At 63.8% G+C, this 16,602-nt stretch carries 16 protein-coding genes; 5 read left to right on the top strand and 11 right to left on the bottom strand.

Annotated elements, in window-relative coordinates; translation table 11 throughout:
* Position 1: 1 nt before the first annotated feature.
* Complete coding sequence (gene dgcA / locus DRF71_RS15640; protein WP_112312102.1) at positions 2-964, bottom strand: N-acetyl-D-Glu racemase DgcA; 963 nt, start codon at positions 962-964, stop codon at positions 2-4.
* 177 nt (positions 965-1,141) lie between these two features.
* On the opposite strand from dgcA, the gene DRF71_RS15635 reads away from it, so the two are divergent.
* The 3 genes from DRF71_RS15635 to DRF71_RS15625 all read left to right on the top strand — a co-directional run bounded on the left by DRF71_RS15635 (position 1,142) and on the right by DRF71_RS15625 (position 4,629).
* Positions 1,142-2,101 (top strand): L-malyl-CoA/beta-methylmalyl-CoA lyase, encoded by a 960-nt coding sequence (locus DRF71_RS15635; RefSeq protein WP_112311497.1) that lies wholly within the window; start codon positions 1,142-1,144, stop codon positions 2,099-2,101.
* Positions 2,102-2,501: 400 nt separating this feature from the next.
* Positions 2,502-3,461 (top strand): acetyl-CoA carboxylase carboxyltransferase subunit alpha, encoded by a 960-nt coding sequence (locus DRF71_RS15630; RefSeq protein WP_112311496.1) that lies wholly within the window; start codon positions 2,502-2,504, stop codon positions 3,459-3,461.
* A gap of 145 nt (positions 3,462-3,606) precedes the next feature.
* Complete coding sequence (locus DRF71_RS15625; RefSeq protein ID WP_112311495.1) at positions 3,607-4,629, top strand: Hint domain-containing protein; 1,023 nt, start codon at positions 3,607-3,609, stop codon at positions 4,627-4,629.
* Positions 4,630-4,649: 20 nt separating this feature from the next.
* Here the strand turns inward: DRF71_RS15625 and DRF71_RS15620 are convergent, their stop codons facing one another.
* From DRF71_RS15620 to DRF71_RS15610, 3 genes are read right to left on the bottom strand one after another with little or no spacing between them, the layout of a single operon-like run.
* The gene (locus tag DRF71_RS15620; RefSeq protein ID WP_112311494.1) at positions 4,650-5,408 is read right to left on the bottom strand and encodes a lysophospholipid acyltransferase family protein; all 759 of its coding nucleotides are present in this window, start codon (positions 5,406-5,408) and stop codon (positions 4,650-4,652) included.
* Entirely contained in the window at positions 5,405-6,277 is an 873-nt protein-coding gene (locus DRF71_RS15615; RefSeq protein ID WP_112312101.1) for a cell division protein FtsX, read from the bottom strand. Before DRF71_RS15615 ends, DRF71_RS15620 begins: the two co-directional genes overlap by 4 nt.
* 35 nt (positions 6,278-6,312) lie before the next feature.
* Positions 6,313-6,984 (bottom strand): cell division ATP-binding protein FtsE, encoded by a 672-nt coding sequence (locus DRF71_RS15610; RefSeq protein WP_112312100.1) that lies wholly within the window; start codon positions 6,982-6,984, stop codon positions 6,313-6,315.
* Between the two features lie 219 nt (positions 6,985-7,203).
* Here DRF71_RS15610 and DRF71_RS15605 point away from each other — a divergent pair, with 219 nt between their 5' ends.
* Entirely contained in the window at positions 7,204-8,220 is a 1,017-nt protein-coding gene (locus DRF71_RS15605) for a zinc ribbon domain-containing protein (RefSeq protein ID WP_157971113.1), read from the top strand.
* Between the two features lie 105 nt (positions 8,221-8,325).
* On the opposite strand, the gene DRF71_RS15600 is transcribed toward DRF71_RS15605, so the two are convergent.
* The 5 genes from DRF71_RS15600 to argH all read right to left on the bottom strand — a co-directional run bounded on the left by DRF71_RS15600 (position 8,326) and on the right by argH (position 14,043).
* Positions 8,326-10,833 carry a DUF4175 domain-containing protein gene (locus DRF71_RS15600; protein ID WP_112311492.1) on the bottom strand — a complete coding sequence of 836 codons (2,508 nt, stop codon included), beginning with the start codon at positions 10,831-10,833 and terminating at the stop codon, positions 8,326-8,328.
* A gap of 44 nt (positions 10,834-10,877) precedes the next feature.
* Positions 10,878-12,152 (bottom strand): diaminopimelate decarboxylase, encoded by a 1,275-nt coding sequence (lysA, locus tag DRF71_RS15595; protein WP_112311491.1) that lies wholly within the window; start codon positions 12,150-12,152, stop codon positions 10,878-10,880.
* Positions 12,153-12,242: 90 nt separating this feature from the next.
* Positions 12,243-12,479: a hypothetical protein gene (locus DRF71_RS15590; protein ID WP_112311490.1), complete on the bottom strand. Its 237-nt coding sequence runs from the start codon at positions 12,477-12,479 to the stop codon at positions 12,243-12,245.
* 1 nt (position 12,480) lies between these two features.
* Positions 12,481-12,612, bottom strand: a complete 132-nt coding sequence (locus DRF71_RS29055; protein ID WP_269814374.1) for a hypothetical protein — start codon at positions 12,610-12,612, stop codon at positions 12,481-12,483.
* A 27-nt stretch (positions 12,613-12,639) separates the two neighbouring features.
* The gene (argH, locus tag DRF71_RS15585) at positions 12,640-14,043 is read right to left on the bottom strand and encodes an argininosuccinate lyase (RefSeq protein WP_112311489.1); all 1,404 of its coding nucleotides are present in this window, start codon (positions 14,041-14,043) and stop codon (positions 12,640-12,642) included.
* 24 nt (positions 14,044-14,067) lie between these two features.
* Here argH and DRF71_RS15580 point away from each other — a divergent pair, with 24 nt between their 5' ends.
* A complete protein-coding gene (locus tag DRF71_RS15580; protein ID WP_112311488.1) occupies positions 14,068-14,625 on the top strand; it encodes a TlpA family protein disulfide reductase in 558 nt (185 codons plus the stop codon).
* A 57-nt stretch (positions 14,626-14,682) separates the two neighbouring features.
* Here DRF71_RS15580 and DRF71_RS15575 read toward each other — a convergent pair whose 3' ends face one another.
* Complete coding sequence (locus DRF71_RS15575; protein ID WP_112311487.1) at positions 14,683-15,471, bottom strand: exodeoxyribonuclease III; 789 nt, start codon at positions 15,469-15,471, stop codon at positions 14,683-14,685.
* Positions 15,472-15,914: 443 nt separating this feature from the next.
* On the bottom strand, positions 15,915-16,601 hold the full coding sequence (locus DRF71_RS15570) for a response regulator transcription factor (protein ID WP_112311486.1): 687 nt from the start codon (positions 16,599-16,601) through the stop codon (positions 15,915-15,917).
* Position 16,602 lies beyond the last annotated feature (1 nt).

Genomic DNA, 16,602 nt, shown 5'->3' with positions numbered 1-16,602 from the left:
ACTATCCCCAGAGTTGGCGTTCGGGCGGATGAAGCTGCGAGAGGGTGTAATGCAGCGGGTGAGGCCGGTCTTCTGCCAGCAAAAGCGGCCCGTCAAGATCAACATGCGCGGCGCCTTGCGCCAGCAGCACCGCCGGCGCCATCGCAAGCGACGAGCCAACCATGCAGCCGACCATCACGCCAAAGCCCTGTTTTGCAGCCTCTTCGCGCAGGGCAAGCGCCTCGGTCAGCCCGCCGGTCTTGTCGAGCTTGATATTGATCACGTCATAGCGGGGTTGCAGCAAGGGCAGGCTGTGGCGGTCATGGCAGCTTTCATCGGCGCAGACCGGCAGCGGGCGGGCCATATCGGCCAGCACCTCATCCTGGCCCGCCGGCAGCGGCTGCTCGACCAGCACCACGCCCATTTCCACAAGGCGCGGCGCGAGGTCCTGGTAGATATCGGCGCTCCAGCCCTCATTGGCGTCGATGATCAGCTTTGCTTTCGGCGCGCCGCGCCTGACGGCCTCCAGCCGGGGCATGTCATCGGGCGTGCCGAGTTTGATTTTCAGCACCGGCCGGTCTGCTTGCGCCCGCGCCGCCGCCTCCATCGCCGCCGGCTCCGCCAGCGACAGGGTGAAGGCGGTGGTGACCGGCCCGGGCGCCGGTAGCCCCGCCAGATCCCAGACCCGGCGGCCCGAGGCCTTGGCTTCCAGATCCCAAAGGGCGCAATCGACAGCATTGCGGGCCGCGCCCGGCGGCAGCGCCTGCTGCAACGCCGCCCGGCCAATCCCCTGCGGCAGTGCAGCAATCTGCGCCATCACCGATTCAAGGCTCTCGCCATAGCGCGCATAGGGCACGCATTCGCCGATGCCCGTCGCGCCCCCCCGGCTGATCCGCACGGCAACCACCCGCGCCTCGGTTTTCGAGCCCCGGCTGATGGTGAAAACCTCGGCCAGGCGGAAAGTCTCGGTGGTGACGGTGATCATGGCGGCCTCCTCATCGCGATCAGGATTTCCCGCGCCCTTGCGCCGGGGGCAAGCGAAAACGCCGCTGCCCTGCGGCATCTCCTTTCTGCATGTGCAAATTTACCTTGCAAGCACAAAAGCAACAATCTAACCAAATCAGCAACCATATCGAAATATGATTGCCAAAAGGATGCGCCCATGAGCTTTCGCCTCCAGCCCAGCCCCCCTGCCCGCCCCAATCGCTGCCAGCTCTTCGGCCCCGGCTCGCGCCCCGCTTTGTTCGAGAAAATGGCGGCCAGCGCGGCGGATGTGATCAACCTCGATCTGGAAGATTCAGTGGCGCCCCAGGACAAGGACCAGGCGCGGCAGACTATCATTCAGGCAGTGAACACGATCGACTGGGGCAAGAAGACGCTTTCCGTGCGGATCAACGGGCTGGATACGCCTTACTGGTATCGCGATGTGGTCGAGCTGCTGGAACAGGCCGGCAACCGGCTCGACCAGATCATGATCCCGAAAGTCGGTTGCGCGGCCGATGTCTATGCGGTGGATGCCCTGGTAACGGCCATTGAGCGCGCGAAGGGCCGCCCGAGACCGATCAGCTTCGAGGTCATCATCGAGACCGCCGCCGGCATCGCCCATGTCGGGGAAATCGCGGCCTCCTCGCCGCGCCTGCAGGCGATGAGCCTCGGCGCCGCCGATTTCGCGGCCTCGATGGGGATGGCGACCACCGGCATCGGCGGCACCCAGGACAACTATTATATGCATCGCGAGGGCCAGAAATACTGGTCCGATCCCTGGCACTGGGCCCAGGCGGCGATTGTGGCCGCCTGCCGCACCCATGGCGTGCTGCCGGTCGATGGCCCCTTCGGCGACTTCTCGGACGATGAGGGCTTCCGCGCCCAGGCGCTGCGCTCGGCCACGCTGGGGATGGTCGGGAAATGGGCGATCCATCCGAAACAGGTGGCTCTGGCCAATGAGGTCTTCACGCCGTCGGAAACGGCTGTGACCGAGGCCCGTGAGATCCTCGCGGCGATGGAGGCCGCCAAAGCCGCCGGCCAGGGCGCCGCCACCTGGAAGGGCCGCCTGATCGACATCGCCTCGATGCGCCAGGCCGAGGTGATCGTCCGCCAGGCTGAGATCATTGCCGGAAAGTGAAGAGAATCCGTTGACACACTGCTTTTACAATGTGCAACATCCGTACAACCTGGCCCGTCTTTGAGGCGAAGCTGAAAGAACACCCGCGCCGCGACCACAGGGAGAGGAGGCCCTGCGCGGCAATCGGGAGGAAGCGCACCCCGTGGCGAAAGCTGCGGGGTGTTGCCATTTAAAATGCCCCGCCTCTGTTTGATTTCGGAAGCCTCCGGCGGGGATATTTAGAGACAGATGAAATCGGCACTGTCCTCGCTGAATTCATCTGTCTCTAAATATCCCGGGGGTGAGGCCCGCCAGGGCCGAGGGGGCTGGCCCCCTCTTCAGCGCCGACACGTCGTAGCCTCAGTTGCACTTTGCGCCTGACCCCTCCATATAGGAGTCGATCAAAACAAGGGTCCTGCGCATGATCTATCTCGATTTCGAAAAGCCCCTGGCCGAGATCGAAGGCAAAGCCGAGGAATTGCGGGCGCTTGCCCGCAAGGATTCCGCGATGGATGTCACTCGCGAGGCCGAGGCGCTTGACCGCAAGGCCGAAACCGCGCTGCGCGACCTCTACAAGAATCTCAGCGCCTGGCAGAAATGTCAGGTCGCGCGGCACCCGGACCGGCCGCATTGCAAGAGCTATATCGACGCGCTTTTCACCGAATACACGCCGCTGGCCGGCGACCGCGCCTTTGCCGATGACCATGCGGTCATGGGCGGCATCGCGCGGTTCAACGACCGTCCGGTGGTGGTGATCGGCCATGAAAAGGGCCATGATACCAAAACCCGGATCGAGCATAATTTCGGCATGGCCCGCCCCGAGGGCTACCGCAAGGCGATCCGCCTGATGGATCTGGCCGACCGCTTCAGCCTGCCGGTGGTCACCCTGGTCGACACGCCCGGCGCTTATCCGGGCAAGGGCGCGGAAGAACGTGGCCAGTCCGAAGCCATTGCCCGTTCGACCGAGAAATGTCTTTCGCTGGGCGTGCCGCTGATCTCGGTGATCATCGGCGAGGGTGGCTCGGGTGGCGCTGTGGCTTTCGCCACCGCGAATCGCGTCGCGATGCTTGAGCATTCGGTCTATTCGGTGATCTCGCCCGAGGGCTGCGCTTCGATCCTGTGGAAGGATGCCGAGAAGATGCGCGAGGCTGCCGAGGCGCTGCGCCTGACCGCGCAGGATTTGCAGAAACTCGGCATTGTCGACCGCATCATCAAAGAGCCGGTCGGCGGGGCGCAGCGCGCGCCTGGCGAGGCGGTCGATGCGGTGGGCAAGGCGATTGCCGCCATGCTGGCCGAGCTGACCGAGAAGAAACCCGCCGCTCTGCGCAAAGACCGCCGGCAGAAATTCCTCGACATGGGGTCCAGAGGTCTCGCGGCCTGACCCCGCTCCAGGCCCGGATCCGGTCAGCCCCCTGACCCCCTTTCGGCAGCCTCTGGACCGCCGGCACGGTTTCGTCACAACTCATCCATATTGTTACCGCAGTTCTTAGGCAATTTCGGCAGGTAAGCATCGGAAGGGTCCTGTTGTGCCGGTAACCAATGTCATTGTTAATGGAGGCTTCGACCAGGGCAGCAGCGGCTGGAGCGGCACCGACCTTGAAACCAGCTACACCGAGAACGCCTATCTGGGGAACGGCTCGAACAACCACCTCGCCGAGCTTGATGGTCGGACCGGCTATACCACGGTCATGGAGCAGACCTTCCATATCGACCGTGTCGGTGAATTCCCGCTGAGCTTTCGCGGCGCGCTGCGCAGCGGGGTCGCCGGCAGCACCAGCGAAGGCTACCGCGTCGAGATCCTAGATAATTCAGGCAATGCCCTCTTCTCCCGCGACATTCACCCGGTGACCACGACCTGGCAGACCTATACCTTCCCCATCGACTTCCCTGCCATCGGCGATTACACGATCCGCTTCACCGAACTGGGCCCCGACAACTCGCTGGGCGGCCTTGTTGACGATATCTCGCTGCTGGTCTGCTTTGTCGCCGGCACGCTGATTACCACCCCCGACGGGCAGCGCCCGGTTGAAGATCTGCGCCCCGGCGACCTCGTATGCAATATCGAGGGCGAGGCTTTGCCGGTCATCTGGGCCGGGTCGCGCCGCGTCCCGATGGAGGACCAGATCGTCGATGAAAACCTGCGCCCGGTCATCTTTGAGCCTGGCTCGCTGGGCAAGGGCCTGCCAGAGCGCCGGCTGATGGTCTCGCCGCAGCACCGGATGCTGGTTTCGGGCTGGAAAGCCGAACTCTGGTTCGCCGAATCCGAAGTACTGGTGCCGGCAATCTCGCTGGTGAATGGCGACACGATCCGCCAATCCACTGCGGATGACGATGTGACCTATGTGCATTTCCTGTTCGAGGGCCATGAAATCGTTCTGGCCGAAGGCAGCCCGAGCGAAAGCTTCCATCCCGGGGATCATTCTTTGAAAGGGCTGGAGCGGACGGCGCGCGATGAGATCCTCGTGCTGTTCCCCGAACTCAATGCCGCGCCGGTGATCGCCGCCCGTCAGGTGGTCCGTCGCCAGCTGGCCGGCGTGCTGGCAAACTGAGGCCAGACGCGCCTCCGGGGTCAGCCCGGGGGCCGCTTGCTTTCGGCGACGGGTTCAGCAACAAATCCGGCTTCGGCCATCAGCCGGTTCGAGCGGGTTTCGATTTCGGTCTCGACCCGCGACAGGAATTCCTGCATCGGCAGCCCGGTGCCGATCCTCGGCAGGAACTCCACCACGGCAAGGCCCGGTTTGCGCAGGATGCTGCGTTTGGGCCAGAACAGGCCGATATTGGTGGCCACCGGCACGCAGGGCTGTTCCAGCTGCTGATACAGGAGCCCCGGCCCCGCCTTATAGGGTTTGACCACCCCCGGAGCGACACGGGTTCCCTGCGGATAGATTACCAGCTGGCCAGGCTCGGCCAGGCCCTTCTGGACATCCGCCTTCATCTTCGCAATCGCTGCGCCGCGCTTGCCGCGGTCCACCGGGATACAGCCAATCCTGAGCGCATATTGCCCGAGAAAGGGCGTATAGATCAGCTCGCGTTTCATAATGAATTTCGGGCGCGGCAGGGCTGCGAAAATCACGATGATGTCGAAAAAGCTCTGATGTTTGGCCGCGACGATCACCTCGTCCTGGGGCACCTCGCCGCGCACCTCGGTGCGGATACCGCACAGGATCCGCGCGGTCACGATCACCCAGCGGGCATAGAAATGGCAGGCGGCAAAGGCCCCCTCGCGCGAGAGCAGCGCCCAGGGGAAGAACAGAACGGACACAACCGCCATCATCACATACATCTGGATGATGAAAATCAGCGAGAAGAGCCAGCGGATCGCGTTCATCGGAACTCCCTCAGCTTGCGCAGGGCGGCGGTGCGGGTCGAGAAGAACGCCACCAGCCCGACCAGCGGCGGCAGGATAAAGGGCAAAAGCCAGGACCAGCCGGTGAAGCCAAGCCCGGTGAGAAAGGCACCTGCGGTATCGGCGCCGGGCAGGAAGAGGATGCCGATCAGCCCCGCCACCGCACCCACACAGGAGCCGGCAAAGGCGCGCAGGGTGAAACGACGCACGAAGGCGCGGGCGATATACTGATCGCGGGCGCCGACAAGGCGCAGGACGCGCACCACCTGGGCATTGGCCTCAAGCGAGGCGCTGGCGGCCAGCGTCACCATCGCGGCCATGGCGGTGCCGATCAACACGATCGACAACAGCCCCAGCAGGCGCAGCTTTGACGCGGCCTCGGCCAGCGGGCGACGCCAGCGGGTATGGTCATCAAGCACCGCGCCGGGCGCCTCGGCGCTGAGCCTTTGCCGCAGCCCTTCGGCATCATAGCCCGGATCGCCCTCGGTCACCTCGATCAGGCGCGGCAGGGGCAGCTCTTCGATGGGCAGTTCGGGGCCGAACCAGGGCTCCAGCAAAGCGCGGTTTTCCTCATCGGTCAAAGCACGGGCTGAATCCACGCCGGGCGTCGCCGCCAGCAGGGTCAGGATCGCCTCGGTCTGCTGGTCCATCTGCGCCGGCGGCGCGGCAAGGCGGATCGTCGAGGTCCTGGCCATCGCATCCGACCAGCGCCCGGCCAGCCGTCCCGAAGCCAGCGACAGTGCAATGGCAAAGACGCAGAGAAAGGTCATCGCGGCCGCCGTGAACAAGGTCAGCCAGGCGGTATGACCCGAAGGCGGCACCACCCGGTCGGAACGGGCATCCGGCGACATCAGCGCGACGGCGCGGGCAATCGGTTTTGGCAGTTTCACAGATCGACCCCCGCCAGCTGAATCCGCCGTTTTGAAATCCGCAGCACCCGGGTCGGGATCTGGTTCTTGGCTTGGCGGATCAGGTTCAGATCATGGGTGGCGATCAGGATCGTCTTGCCCATGCGGTTCAGCTCGACCAGCAGGGTCAGGAGACGCAGCGACATTTCCCAGTCGACATTCCCCGTCGGCTCATCGGCGAGGATCACATCCGGCCCCATGATGATCGCGCGGGCCAGCGCCGCCCGCTGCCTTTCCCCCCCGGAAAGCGAGGGCGGCAGCGCATCGGCCAGATGCGACAGGCCCACCCATTTCAGCAATTCCCCAAGATCGCCGGTCTCGCTTCTGCGTCCCGCCACCGTCAGCGGCAGCTGCACATTGGCGGCCAGCGGCAGGTGATCCAGAAACTGCACATCCTGATGCACCACCCCGATCCGGCGGCGCAGATTCGCCACATCATCGCGCGGCAGCGATTTCACCTCGCGGTCAAAGATGGTGACATGGCCCGCAGTGGGCAGCAATTCGGCATAGGCCAGCTTGAGGAAAGTGGTCTTTCCAGACCCCGAGGGGCCGGTCAGAAAATGGAAAGACCCGGGCGCCAGCTTAAGCGTCACGTCCGACAAAAGCTCTCCGCCGCCATAGTTATAGGCTGCACTTTCAAAGGCAATCACTGCCGATCTCCCTGCGATCAACACCACGCGCGCGCGCCCCGAGCCTTATGCGCCGCCAGACAAACCATGACTTAATTCGCACGGCTGCCGGGGATTGCACAAGACCGGGTCACATAGTCTTGGACGAATGCAGGATTATTGTTAGAAGAGAAAAGGGCTTAGCTTCGGGCGGGGATTTTCATGTTACTGGCATGTCCAAATTGTGACGCCAGATACGATGTGCCGGACAACGCAATCCCGGAAGCCGGGCGCGATGTTCAGTGCTCGAATTGTGGCCATGCCTGGTTTCAGCTTCCGGTTGATCCGGTAGCGGAAGAGCCGGTCGAGGAAGCGTATACCCCGGTATCTGTTGCAGCCGACAGCGATGGTGGCGATGCCGTCCGCACAGTTTCTGCGGTGAAAGAAGAACGGGCCACGCCTGACACCTCTGCCCGTATCAGCGGCCATGTCACTGAAAAAGAACCAGAAATCATCAGAGAACCCGAGGATCCCGAAGAGCAGGATCTGGTCGTGGCCGCTATTGGCGACGTCATCGCGGACGCGGAAGAAGCAGCCCCCGCCGCTGCGGATCTTACCGGAACCGATGCCCTGAAAGCCGCACTGATCGGCAAGGCGCCCCCTCCCGAGCCGGTCCAGGCACCGCCCCCCGTCGCCGAGCCGGTGCGCCGCGAGCTGGATGAGGCTGTGCTCTCGATCCTGCGCGACGAGGCCGAGCGCGAGGCGAGTGTGCGCAAGGCCGAAGCCCAAAGAAGCACCAATCGCCGGGCCGAGGCGGATACCGGGCTGCAATCACAGCCCGAGCTGTCGATGCCGGCCCCCACTGCGGAACAGACCGCGCAGCAAAAGCGTCTCGCCATGCTGCGCGGCGAGGATCTCGACGAGCCGGATCCCGAGCCCAGCCGCCCGATGGCACGGCGCGATCTTTTGCCCGATGTCGAGGAAATCAACTCCACCCTGCAACCCGATGAAAGCCGTTTCGACCTCGATTCCGAGGTGGATTCGCTGCCCGATCTGACGCGGGGAGGGTTCCGCACCGGCTTCCTGCTTGCGATGCTGGCGCTGATCATTGCCGCGTTGATCTATGTCTTTTCCGACCGGATCATCGCCTCGATTCCGGCGGCGGAAAGCGCGCTGCAAGCCTATGTCGGCTTTATTGACAATCTGCGCAGCTGGCTGAATTCATTGATGGATCAGGCAACCCAGGCGATGACCGGCGATACCGGCAGCGGCGGCTGACAGGCCGTATATGATACAGAAAGGCCGCGCCGGTCTGCACGGCGCGGCCTTTTTATTCCGGCACCCGGCAGCCAGCGAAACCCGGCCACCAGAACAATTCTGCGGTCAGAACAGTTCCAGCAGCCGTTTCAGGTAATCCAGCTCGGTATCCGGACGCCCGATCTCGCCCGAGCGGCGGCGGATCTCGTCCAACAGCTCCTGCGCGCGCTGATCGGGGTTGTTCTGCACCATATTGCGGTCAGACCCGATCCGCGCCGAATCGCCCGGCTCGCGGCCCAGCGGGTCGACGGCATTCGGATCGACACGGCGGGCGTCGCGCAGCTCCTGATTGCCGCCCTCGGCGCCCGGCTCGCGCTCCATATCGGCCAGAGCGTCGCCAAAATCGCGCATGCCCTGACGCAGCCGTTCCATCGCTTCGGCCTGCTTGTCCAGCGCGCCGGCCAGATCACCCTGGCGCAGCGCCTCTTCGGCCTCGCGCATGGCGCGCTCGGCCTCGCCCAGCCGCTCCCGCCCGTCTTCGCCCTTTTCCGAGCCATCGCCCGGCATCTTGCCATTCTGCATTTCATCCAGCCGCTCGCGCAGCGCGCGCTGGCGATCCGCCAACTCGCCGGGATCGGCGCCGGGCTGGCCATTCCGGCCGCGCTGCATGTCGCGGTAAGCGTCATCCGAGAGGCCTTGCTGATCCTTCAGCGTCTCGCCAAGATCCTTCATCGTGCCCTGACCACCTTCGCCAGGCTGGCCATTCTCGCCGGGGCTGTTATTGGCCTGGAGATTCTCCATCAGCTGGCGCAGCTCTTCCATTTTCGCCATCGCCTCGGCGGTCCTGCCCTCTTTCATCAACCGCTCGATCTCATCCAGCATCTCTTGCAGCTGATCCGAGGTGATGGTCTGGCCGCCCTCACCCTGGCTTTGCTCGCCTGGGCCTTTTTGCTGCAACTCTTTGGTATAGTCGCGCATCGCCTGCTGCATTTCTTTCATCAGCTCTTCGATTTCCTCCGGAGAGGCCCCGTTGCGCATCGCCTCTTCCAGCCGGTCCTGGGCGCGTTGCAGCCGGTCATAGGCATTGCCCAGATCGCCCTCTTCGAACATGAAGGCGATATCCCACAGCTCCTTGACCACCTCATCGCGCTGCGCGTCGGTCAGCGGCTGCGCCATGGCATCGACGCCCCGCACCAGTACCCGCAGCCGTTTCGCGGCGTTTTGCGAGCGCGCCAGCTCCTCGGGCCGGTTGCCGATGGCTTTCAGCAATTCCAGCGCGCGCGGCAGATTCTCGCGATTCCAGAGGATATCGCGCCGCATCTCGACCACCGCATTGGCCATCGGATCAAAGAAGCGTTTACCAGGCAGCGTGACCTCATACGGCGCCGAGTTACCCTCATTCCCCGCCGCGTCCATCGCGGTGAACACCATGCTGACCGGCATATTCGAGAAGATATGTTCCGAGAGGTCATCCACCAGGGTCTGGGTGATCTCGGCCCGGTTGCCCTTCATCGGCATCGGCAGGTCCAGTATGACCGGAGCCCAGGTCTCGGGCTCGGTCGCAAGCCCGTAGCGGCGGGTGACTTTTTCAGGTTGCAGGCTGATCGTCACGCGGCCGGCGGTGACGCCGTAATCGTCGCTGGCCTTGAATTCCTGTTTGAACCGGCCATCGGCCTCGCGGCCCATCTCGCCGGAAACGGCGATGGCCGGAGCAAGGTCGGGTGTGGCCATGACCTGCCATTCGCGCCCGCCAGCGGCGCCGGCGCTGCCGATGGCAAGGCGGCCGGACTGGCTGACCACCAGCTCGGTCAGGCCTTTCAGCCCTTCGGGGATCGCGGCAGCGACCTCGCCTTCGGGTGCGGGAGGCGCGACCTGGGCGATGGTCTGGTCGATCTGCGGCCCGGCGCTGTCGCCATAGATGCGGATCTGGATACGGGTGCCGACCGGCACCTCGAAGCCATCCGCCGTGATATCATTGAGATAAAGCGCCGGCTTGCCGGTATAGGCAGGGGGCCGCGCCCAGCCTTCCCAGACCGGGCCGGCGGGAATCGCCTGGGCGGGGCCAGGGCCGATGGCCACCACCTCGGCTGCGCGCCAGAACGAGCCGAACAAGGCCGCCATCACCGCCGCCGTCAGCGCCACATAGCGCAGGGACCAGCGGTCGCGCGAGGCGAGTTGCAGATCCGGCGGCACGGCGCGGGCGGCACGGGCCTTTTCGGCCATGCGCGCCAGGTGAACCCGCCACACCGCCGAGGATTGCGCATCATCGACGCCGATCGCCTGGCTGTCACGCAAAGTCGCAATCGGCCGCCCCGGCAGCGAGGCATCCAGCCGGATCAGCGCCTCATCCGAAGTCGGACGGCGGAACTTCCGCAGGCCCCAGACCAGCGCAACAAGCGCGGCCAGCGCCAGAACGCCCAGCCCGATCTGCACTTGCAAGAGCGTGCCGACCTCATGCAGCCCGAAAGCCGCCGCAGAGAAGGCCAGCAGAAGGATGGTCCAGAGCGGCCAGAAGGCGCGGGCCAGACGCTCGGCCCAAAGCCCCGCCAGCGTCAGGCGACGCGGCCATTTCAGCGCCTTGAGCGCCGCAGCCGTCGCGCTGTCGTTCTGCTGGTCGGACTGTCGCGCTGCCATCCGGTCTCCCTTCGCCGCCCGGGGCCTGTCGGTCCCGGCGGAGGTTACTGATCCTTCATCCACGCCGGCAGTCTATCGCGCGCGAGGATTTCGTCAAAGGTAGGGCGTTCCCGAATGACAGCGAATTGATGCCCATTGACGAGAACTTCGGGAATCAACGGGCGGGTGTTGTATTCGCTGGCCATCACCGCGCCATAGGCGCCCGCCGAGCGGAAGGCGACCAGATCACCCGCCGCCAGCAACGGCAGATCGCGCGCTTTCGCAAAGGTGTCGCCGGTCTCGCAAACCGGGCCGACCACGTCAAAGGGCTGGGTCGGAGCGCCCGGCCCGCCCTCGGTCACCGGCACGATGTCATGCCAGGCGTCATACATCGAGGGCCGCACCAGATCATTCATCGCGGCATCAAGGATCAGGAAATCCCGCCCCTCGCCGTTTTTCACATAGATGACCTCGGATACGAGGATGCCGGAATTGCCGGAAATCAACCGGCCCGGCTCGATCTCGATCTCGCAACCCAGATGGCCGAGCTTGCGCTGGATCATCTGGCCGTATTCGACCGGCAAGGGCGGCGCCTCGTTCGAGCGCGTGTAAGGAATGCCAAGCCCGCCGCCGAGGTCGAGCCGGGTGATCTCATGCCCGTCGGCGCGGAGCGTTTCGGTCAGCTCCGCCACCTTGTCGAAGGCAGCTTCGAACGGCGCCAGATCGGTCAGCTGGCTGCCGATATGCACGTCGATGCCGACGACTTTCAGGCCCGGCAATTTCGCCGCCTCGGCATAGACCGCGCGGGCGCGGGCGATGGGGATGCCGAATTTGTTCTCGCTCTTGCCGGTCGCGATCTTGGCATGGGTTTTCGCGTCAACATCGGGGTTCACGCGGACAGTGATCGGGGCCACCTTGCCCAGTTCAGTCGCGATCTCGGAAATCGCCCGCATCTCGGGTTCCGATTCCACGTTGAACTGGCGGATGCCGCCTTCCAGCGCGGTGCGGATCTCGGCGCGGGTCTTGCCAATGCCCGAGAAAACAATGCGTTCGCCCGGCACACCAGCAGCTTTGGCGCGCAGATATTCGCCGACAGAGACCACATCCATCCCCGCGCCCAGATCGCCCAGCACCTTGAGCACGGCGACATTCGACAGCGATTTGATCGCGAAGCACACCAGATGCGGCAGCGGCGACAGCGCCTCGGAAAACAGGCGGAAATGGCGGGTCAGGGTCGCGGTGGAATAGACGTAAAACGGCGTGCCGACCGCCGCCGCGATCTCGGGGATCGCCACATCCTCGGCATGAAGAATGCCGCCCTGATAGAGGAAATGATCCATGCCCGGCCCTTTCGCATCACGCTTATGCGCCTTGCTATAGCAGAGCGTCGGGATAGCGCAATTCAGCGATAGCCGAGAGAGGCGGGCGGATCAGAACCCGGCGCTGAGGCGGATCGGTCCAAATCTTGTGCCGACATAGCCGCCGCCCGAACTGGCGCCGACCGTCACCCCCGCGACATTGGCCGAAGCCGAGGGATAGACAGTGCCGTTGCGCGAGACATGAAGCCCGAGCGTCGGGTCATAGACAACCTGGCCATCGGCCAGCGGGTCGCGTTTGGGCGCGCAACCCGCAAGGACAACACAAAGGGCCAGCCCCGCCCGGAGCATCTCAGAAACTGTGGCTCGCGCCGAGGCTCAGACTGCCCGAGAAGCTGACCTTCTCGTCAGGATGCTTCGGATCGCCTGCAACGCCGCAGGCAGTCAGCAGGATCGTGAGGCTAAGAGAGGCAACAAGGCGCATCGGAAACTCCCTTTTCCGGATCGTGGCTCAGCCGAGCAGCTCTTTCCAGCGGGCGATCTGTTCGCGCACCCGCACAGGCGCGGTTCCGCCGTAAGAGACCCGCGAATTCACCGAGTTTTCCACGCCGAGCACGGTGAAAACCTCATCGGTGATGCCAGGATGCACGGATTGCATCTGCGCAAGGCTCAGATCCGGCAGGTCGATACCGGCCTTTTCCGCCATGCCGACAAGGGTGCCGGTGACGTGATGCGCCTCGCGGAACGGCAGATTCAGGTGCCGGACCAGCCAGTCAGCCAGATCGGTCGCGGTCGAGAAGCCACTTGCCGCCGCCGCCGTCAGGCTGTCGCGGTTCGCCGTCATGTCGGACACCATGCCGGTCATCGCCGCAAGGCCGAGCATCAGATTGTCGGCCGCGTCAAAGACCTGTTCCTTGTCCTCCTGCATGTCCTTGGAATAGGTCAGCGCGAGGCCCTTCATAATGGTGAACAGGGCCACCGTCGCGCCAAGGATCCGGCCCAGTTTGGCACGGAGCAGTTCGGCGGCATCGGGATTCTTCTTTTGCGGCATGATGCTGCTGCCGGTGGTCCATTTGTCAGACAACCGGACAAACCGGAACTGCGCAGAGGACCAGATCACCAGCTCTTCGGCGAAACGCGACAGGTGCATGGCGCAGATCGAAGACGCCGACAGGAATTCCAGCGCGAAATCGCGGTCGGAAACCGAATCGAGGCTGTTCGCGGTCGGCCGGTCGAAACCAAGCGCCGCCGCCGTAGCATGACGGTCAATCGGAAAGCTGGTCCCGGCCAGCGCCGCAGCCCCCAGCGGGCTTTCATTCATGCGCTTGCGGGCATCTTCAAAGCGCGAGCGGTCGCGGGCGAACATCTCGACATAGGCCATCATATGATGACCCCAGGTCACCGGCTGGGCGGTCTGCAAATGGGTAAAGCCCGGCATCACCCAGTCAGCGCCCTGCCCGGCCTGAGCGATGAAGGCCCGCATCAAAGCGGTCAGGCCCGAAATCGCCGCATCACACTGGTCTCGTACCCAAAGCCGGAAATCGACCGCCACCTGGTCATTCCTCGAGCGCCCGGTATGCAGCCGCTTGCCGGCTTCACCCACGATCTCGGTCAGGCGGGATTCGACGTTGAGGTGAATATCTTCCAATTCGACCCGGAATGGGAAATTCCCGGCCTCGATTTCTGACAAGACGGTGAGGAGGCCTTCCCGTATCGCCCCGGCATCGCTATCGGTAAGAATACCCTGTGCCGCCAACATCGCAGCATGGGCACGCGAGCCGGCGATGTCCTGGGCGTAAAGCCGTTTGTCGAATCCGATCGAGGCATTGATCGCCTGCATGATCGCATCCGGCCCTTCGGCGAAACGCCCGCCCCACATCTGGTTGGCGGCTTTGGACTGGTCCTGTTCAGACATGCGGGGCCTCGGAAGAATGGAGTTGTGATGCGGCTGTTTCTGGCGGCTCTTTATACCGCGCTGACGCTTGGTGCAAATGTGGCCCTGGCGGAGGATGTGGCGGGGAATGTGGCGGCGCTGCGCGAGGGCGATATGAAGAAGCTCGCGCTGCATGAGATACCGGTGGATCTGCCGAAGGCCGCGCTGGTGACGCTGGACGACGCGCCCGCCTCGCTGGAAGATTATCGCGGCAAATGGGTGGTGCTGAATTTCTGGGCCACCTGGTGCGCGCCATGCCGGGCCGAGATGCCCTCGCTGAACCGGCTGCAACAGGCGATGCCGGATCTGGCCGTGGTGCCGGTGGCGACGGGCAGAAATGAGCCCGCCGCGATAGAGCGCTTTTACACCGAGGCCGCGATCACCGATCTGCCGATCCTGCGCGATCCGAAATCAGAGCTTTCGCGGCAGATGGGCGTGATGGCGCTGCCGGTTACCGTGATCCTGAACCCCGAGGGCCAGGAAGTCGCGCGCATGATCGGGGACGCGGAATGGGACAGCGCAAATGCGCAGGCGGTGCTTGCGGCGCTGATCGACAGCCAATAGCGCAACCCGTTTTGTGACCACAAAACGGGCCGATTTCTTGCAAGAAATCGGAGGCGCCTAGAGGTCGAATGTTGCGAAGACCGGGACGTGGTCGGAGGGCTGTTCCCAGCCCCGCGCCGCGCGCAGGATGCGCGAGCCGTGGCCCGCATTCGCGATATCCGGGGTTGCCCAGATATGATCCAGCCGCCGGCCTTTATCGGCACCATCCCAATCGGCGGCGCGGTAGCTCCACCAGGAATACAGCCGGCCCCCGGGTATGTCCTGGCGGGTGATATCCACCCATTTGCCGGCCTCCTGTGCCGCGCCAAGATGCTCGACCTCGATGGGCGTATGGCTGACGATTTTCAGAAGCTGCTTATGACTCCAGACGTCATCCTCGCGCGGCGCGATGTTCAGATCTCCGACCAGAATGGCCTTTTCCGGCCGGTCCGCATGGAACACATCGCGCATCTCGGTCAGGAAATCGAGTTTCTGGCCGAATTTCACATTCTGCTCACGGTCGGGAATATCGCCTCCTGCCGGCACATAGAAATTGTGGACCGTGACACCGTTTTCCAGCTTTGCCGCCACATGCCGCGCATGGCCAAGCGCCGCATAATCGCGGTCCCCCGCATCCTCCAGCGGCAGTTTCGACAGGATCGCCACGCCGTTATAGCCTTTCTGCCCGCGCGCCACCATGTAGCGATAGCCAAGCGCCGCAAAGCTTTCGGTCGGAAACTTATCGATCGGCGTCTTGATCTCCTGCAGGCACAGCACCTCCGGCGCGTCCTCGGAAAGCAGCTTTGACACCAGCCCTTCGCGCAGACGCACGGAATTGATGTTCCAGGTGGCGAGGGTAAAGCTCATCTCTCTCTCCGGCAAACGTGTTCCGGGGCGGAGACTAGGCCGACAACGGCGCAAAAGAAAGCCCGGCACCGCAGATGAGGAACGCGAGACACCGGGCAAAGTCCAACAGGGAGGTGTGGCATCCATAGCATGAAACGGCCCAACCATGAAATGCGGCGGTTCCTGTCCCGGCGCAAGGGCAAGGACCAGTGCAAGGCTGCAACAGTCGGTCGGGCAGTGTCACCAGCCCGCAGCCCATGCACAAAAAAAGGCCGGGCAAAAGCCCGGCCAGTCCAACAGGGAGGATGCCGTGCCATAACCCCGACACGGCAAGGGGAACTCTCAGACCGGAGGAACCGGCCTCACCACGCCATCATGCGCCGCAATGCATTAAGGCGCGGTGAATCAAGCGACATTATGTCGAATTGCAGCGACTTTTCGCTGGACGGCACGGTCGCAACAAGTCAGGCGACCAGCCGGTAGCCGCCGCTTTCCGTCACCAGCAGCCGCGCATTCGAGGGATCGGGCTCGATCTTCTGCCGCAGCCGGTAGATATGGGTCTCAAGCGTATGGGTCGTGACCCCCGCATTATAGCCCCAGACCTCATGCAAGAGCACATCCCGCGCAACCACGCCCGATTGCGCGCGGTAGAGGAATTTCAGGATATTGGTCTCTTTCTCGGTCAGGCGGATCTTCTTCTCCTTCTCATCGACCAGCAGCTTCTGCGCCGGACGGAAGGAATACGGGCCAAGCTGGAACACAGCATCCTCTGACTGTTCATGCGTGCGCAGCTGCGCGCGGATGCGGGCCAGCAATACCGGGAATTTGAAGGGCTTGGTCACATAATCATTGGCACCGGAATCAAGGCCAAGGATCGTATCCGCATCGGTGTCATGGCCCGTCAGCATCGTGATCGGGCATTTCACGCCGGCCTTGCGCATGCGGCGGCACAGCTCGCGCCCATCGGTATCGGGCAGCCCGACATCGAGAATCACCAGGTCATAGATGGCGGCCTTGGCCTTCTCCATCCCCTCGGCGCCAGTGCGGCCCTCGAAGACGTCGAAATCCTCGGTCATCACCAGTTGCTCGGACAAGGCCTCCCTGAGGTCGTCATCGTCATCCACCAGAAGAATTTTGCGCAGCTGGGCCATG

Source organism: Pseudogemmobacter bohemicus (assembly GCF_003290025.1).
GTDB classification, from domain to species: Bacteria; Pseudomonadota; Alphaproteobacteria; order Rhodobacterales; family Rhodobacteraceae; genus Pseudogemmobacter; species Pseudogemmobacter bohemicus.
This window is presented reverse-complemented; position numbering and strand designations above follow the sequence as displayed.

What these genes read in the sequence shown, in the direction of transcription:
- dgcA (WP_112312102.1), bottom strand. Translation starts at nt 964, where the DNA reads ATGATCACCGTCACCACCGAGACTTTCCGCCTGGCCGAGGTTTTCACC.
- DRF71_RS15630 (WP_112311496.1), top strand. Translation starts at nt 2,502, where the DNA reads ATGATCTATCTCGATTTCGAAAAGCCCCTGGCCGAGATCGAAGGCAAA.
- DRF71_RS15620 (WP_112311494.1), bottom strand. Translation starts at nt 5,408, where the DNA reads ATGAACGCGATCCGCTGGCTCTTCTCGCTGATTTTCATCATCCAGATG.
- DRF71_RS15575 (WP_112311487.1), bottom strand. Translation starts at nt 15,471, where the DNA reads ATGAGCTTTACCCTCGCCACCTGGAACATCAATTCCGTGCGTCTGCGC.
- DRF71_RS15590 (WP_112311490.1), bottom strand. Translation starts at nt 12,479, where the DNA reads ATGCTCCGGGCGGGGCTGGCCCTTTGTGTTGTCCTTGCGGGTTGCGCG.
- argH (WP_112311489.1), bottom strand. Translation starts at nt 14,043, where the DNA reads ATGTCTGAACAGGACCAGTCCAAAGCCGCCAACCAGATGTGGGGCGGG.
- DRF71_RS15600 (WP_112311492.1), bottom strand. Translation starts at nt 10,833, where the DNA reads ATGGCAGCGCGACAGTCCGACCAGCAGAACGACAGCGCGACGGCTGCG.
- DRF71_RS15635 (WP_112311497.1), top strand. Translation starts at nt 1,142, where the DNA reads ATGAGCTTTCGCCTCCAGCCCAGCCCCCCTGCCCGCCCCAATCGCTGC.
- DRF71_RS15615 (WP_112312101.1), bottom strand. Translation starts at nt 6,277, where the DNA reads ATGTCGCCGGATGCCCGTTCCGACCGGGTGGTGCCGCCTTCGGGTCAT.
- DRF71_RS15570 (WP_112311486.1), bottom strand. Translation starts at nt 16,601, where the DNA reads ATGGCCCAGCTGCGCAAAATTCTTCTGGTGGATGACGATGACGACCTC.
- DRF71_RS29055 (WP_269814374.1), bottom strand. Translation starts at nt 12,612, where the DNA reads ATGCGCCTTGTTGCCTCTCTTAGCCTCACGATCCTGCTGACTGCCTGC.
- lysA (WP_112311491.1), bottom strand. Translation starts at nt 12,152, where the DNA reads ATGGATCATTTCCTCTATCAGGGCGGCATTCTTCATGCCGAGGATGTG.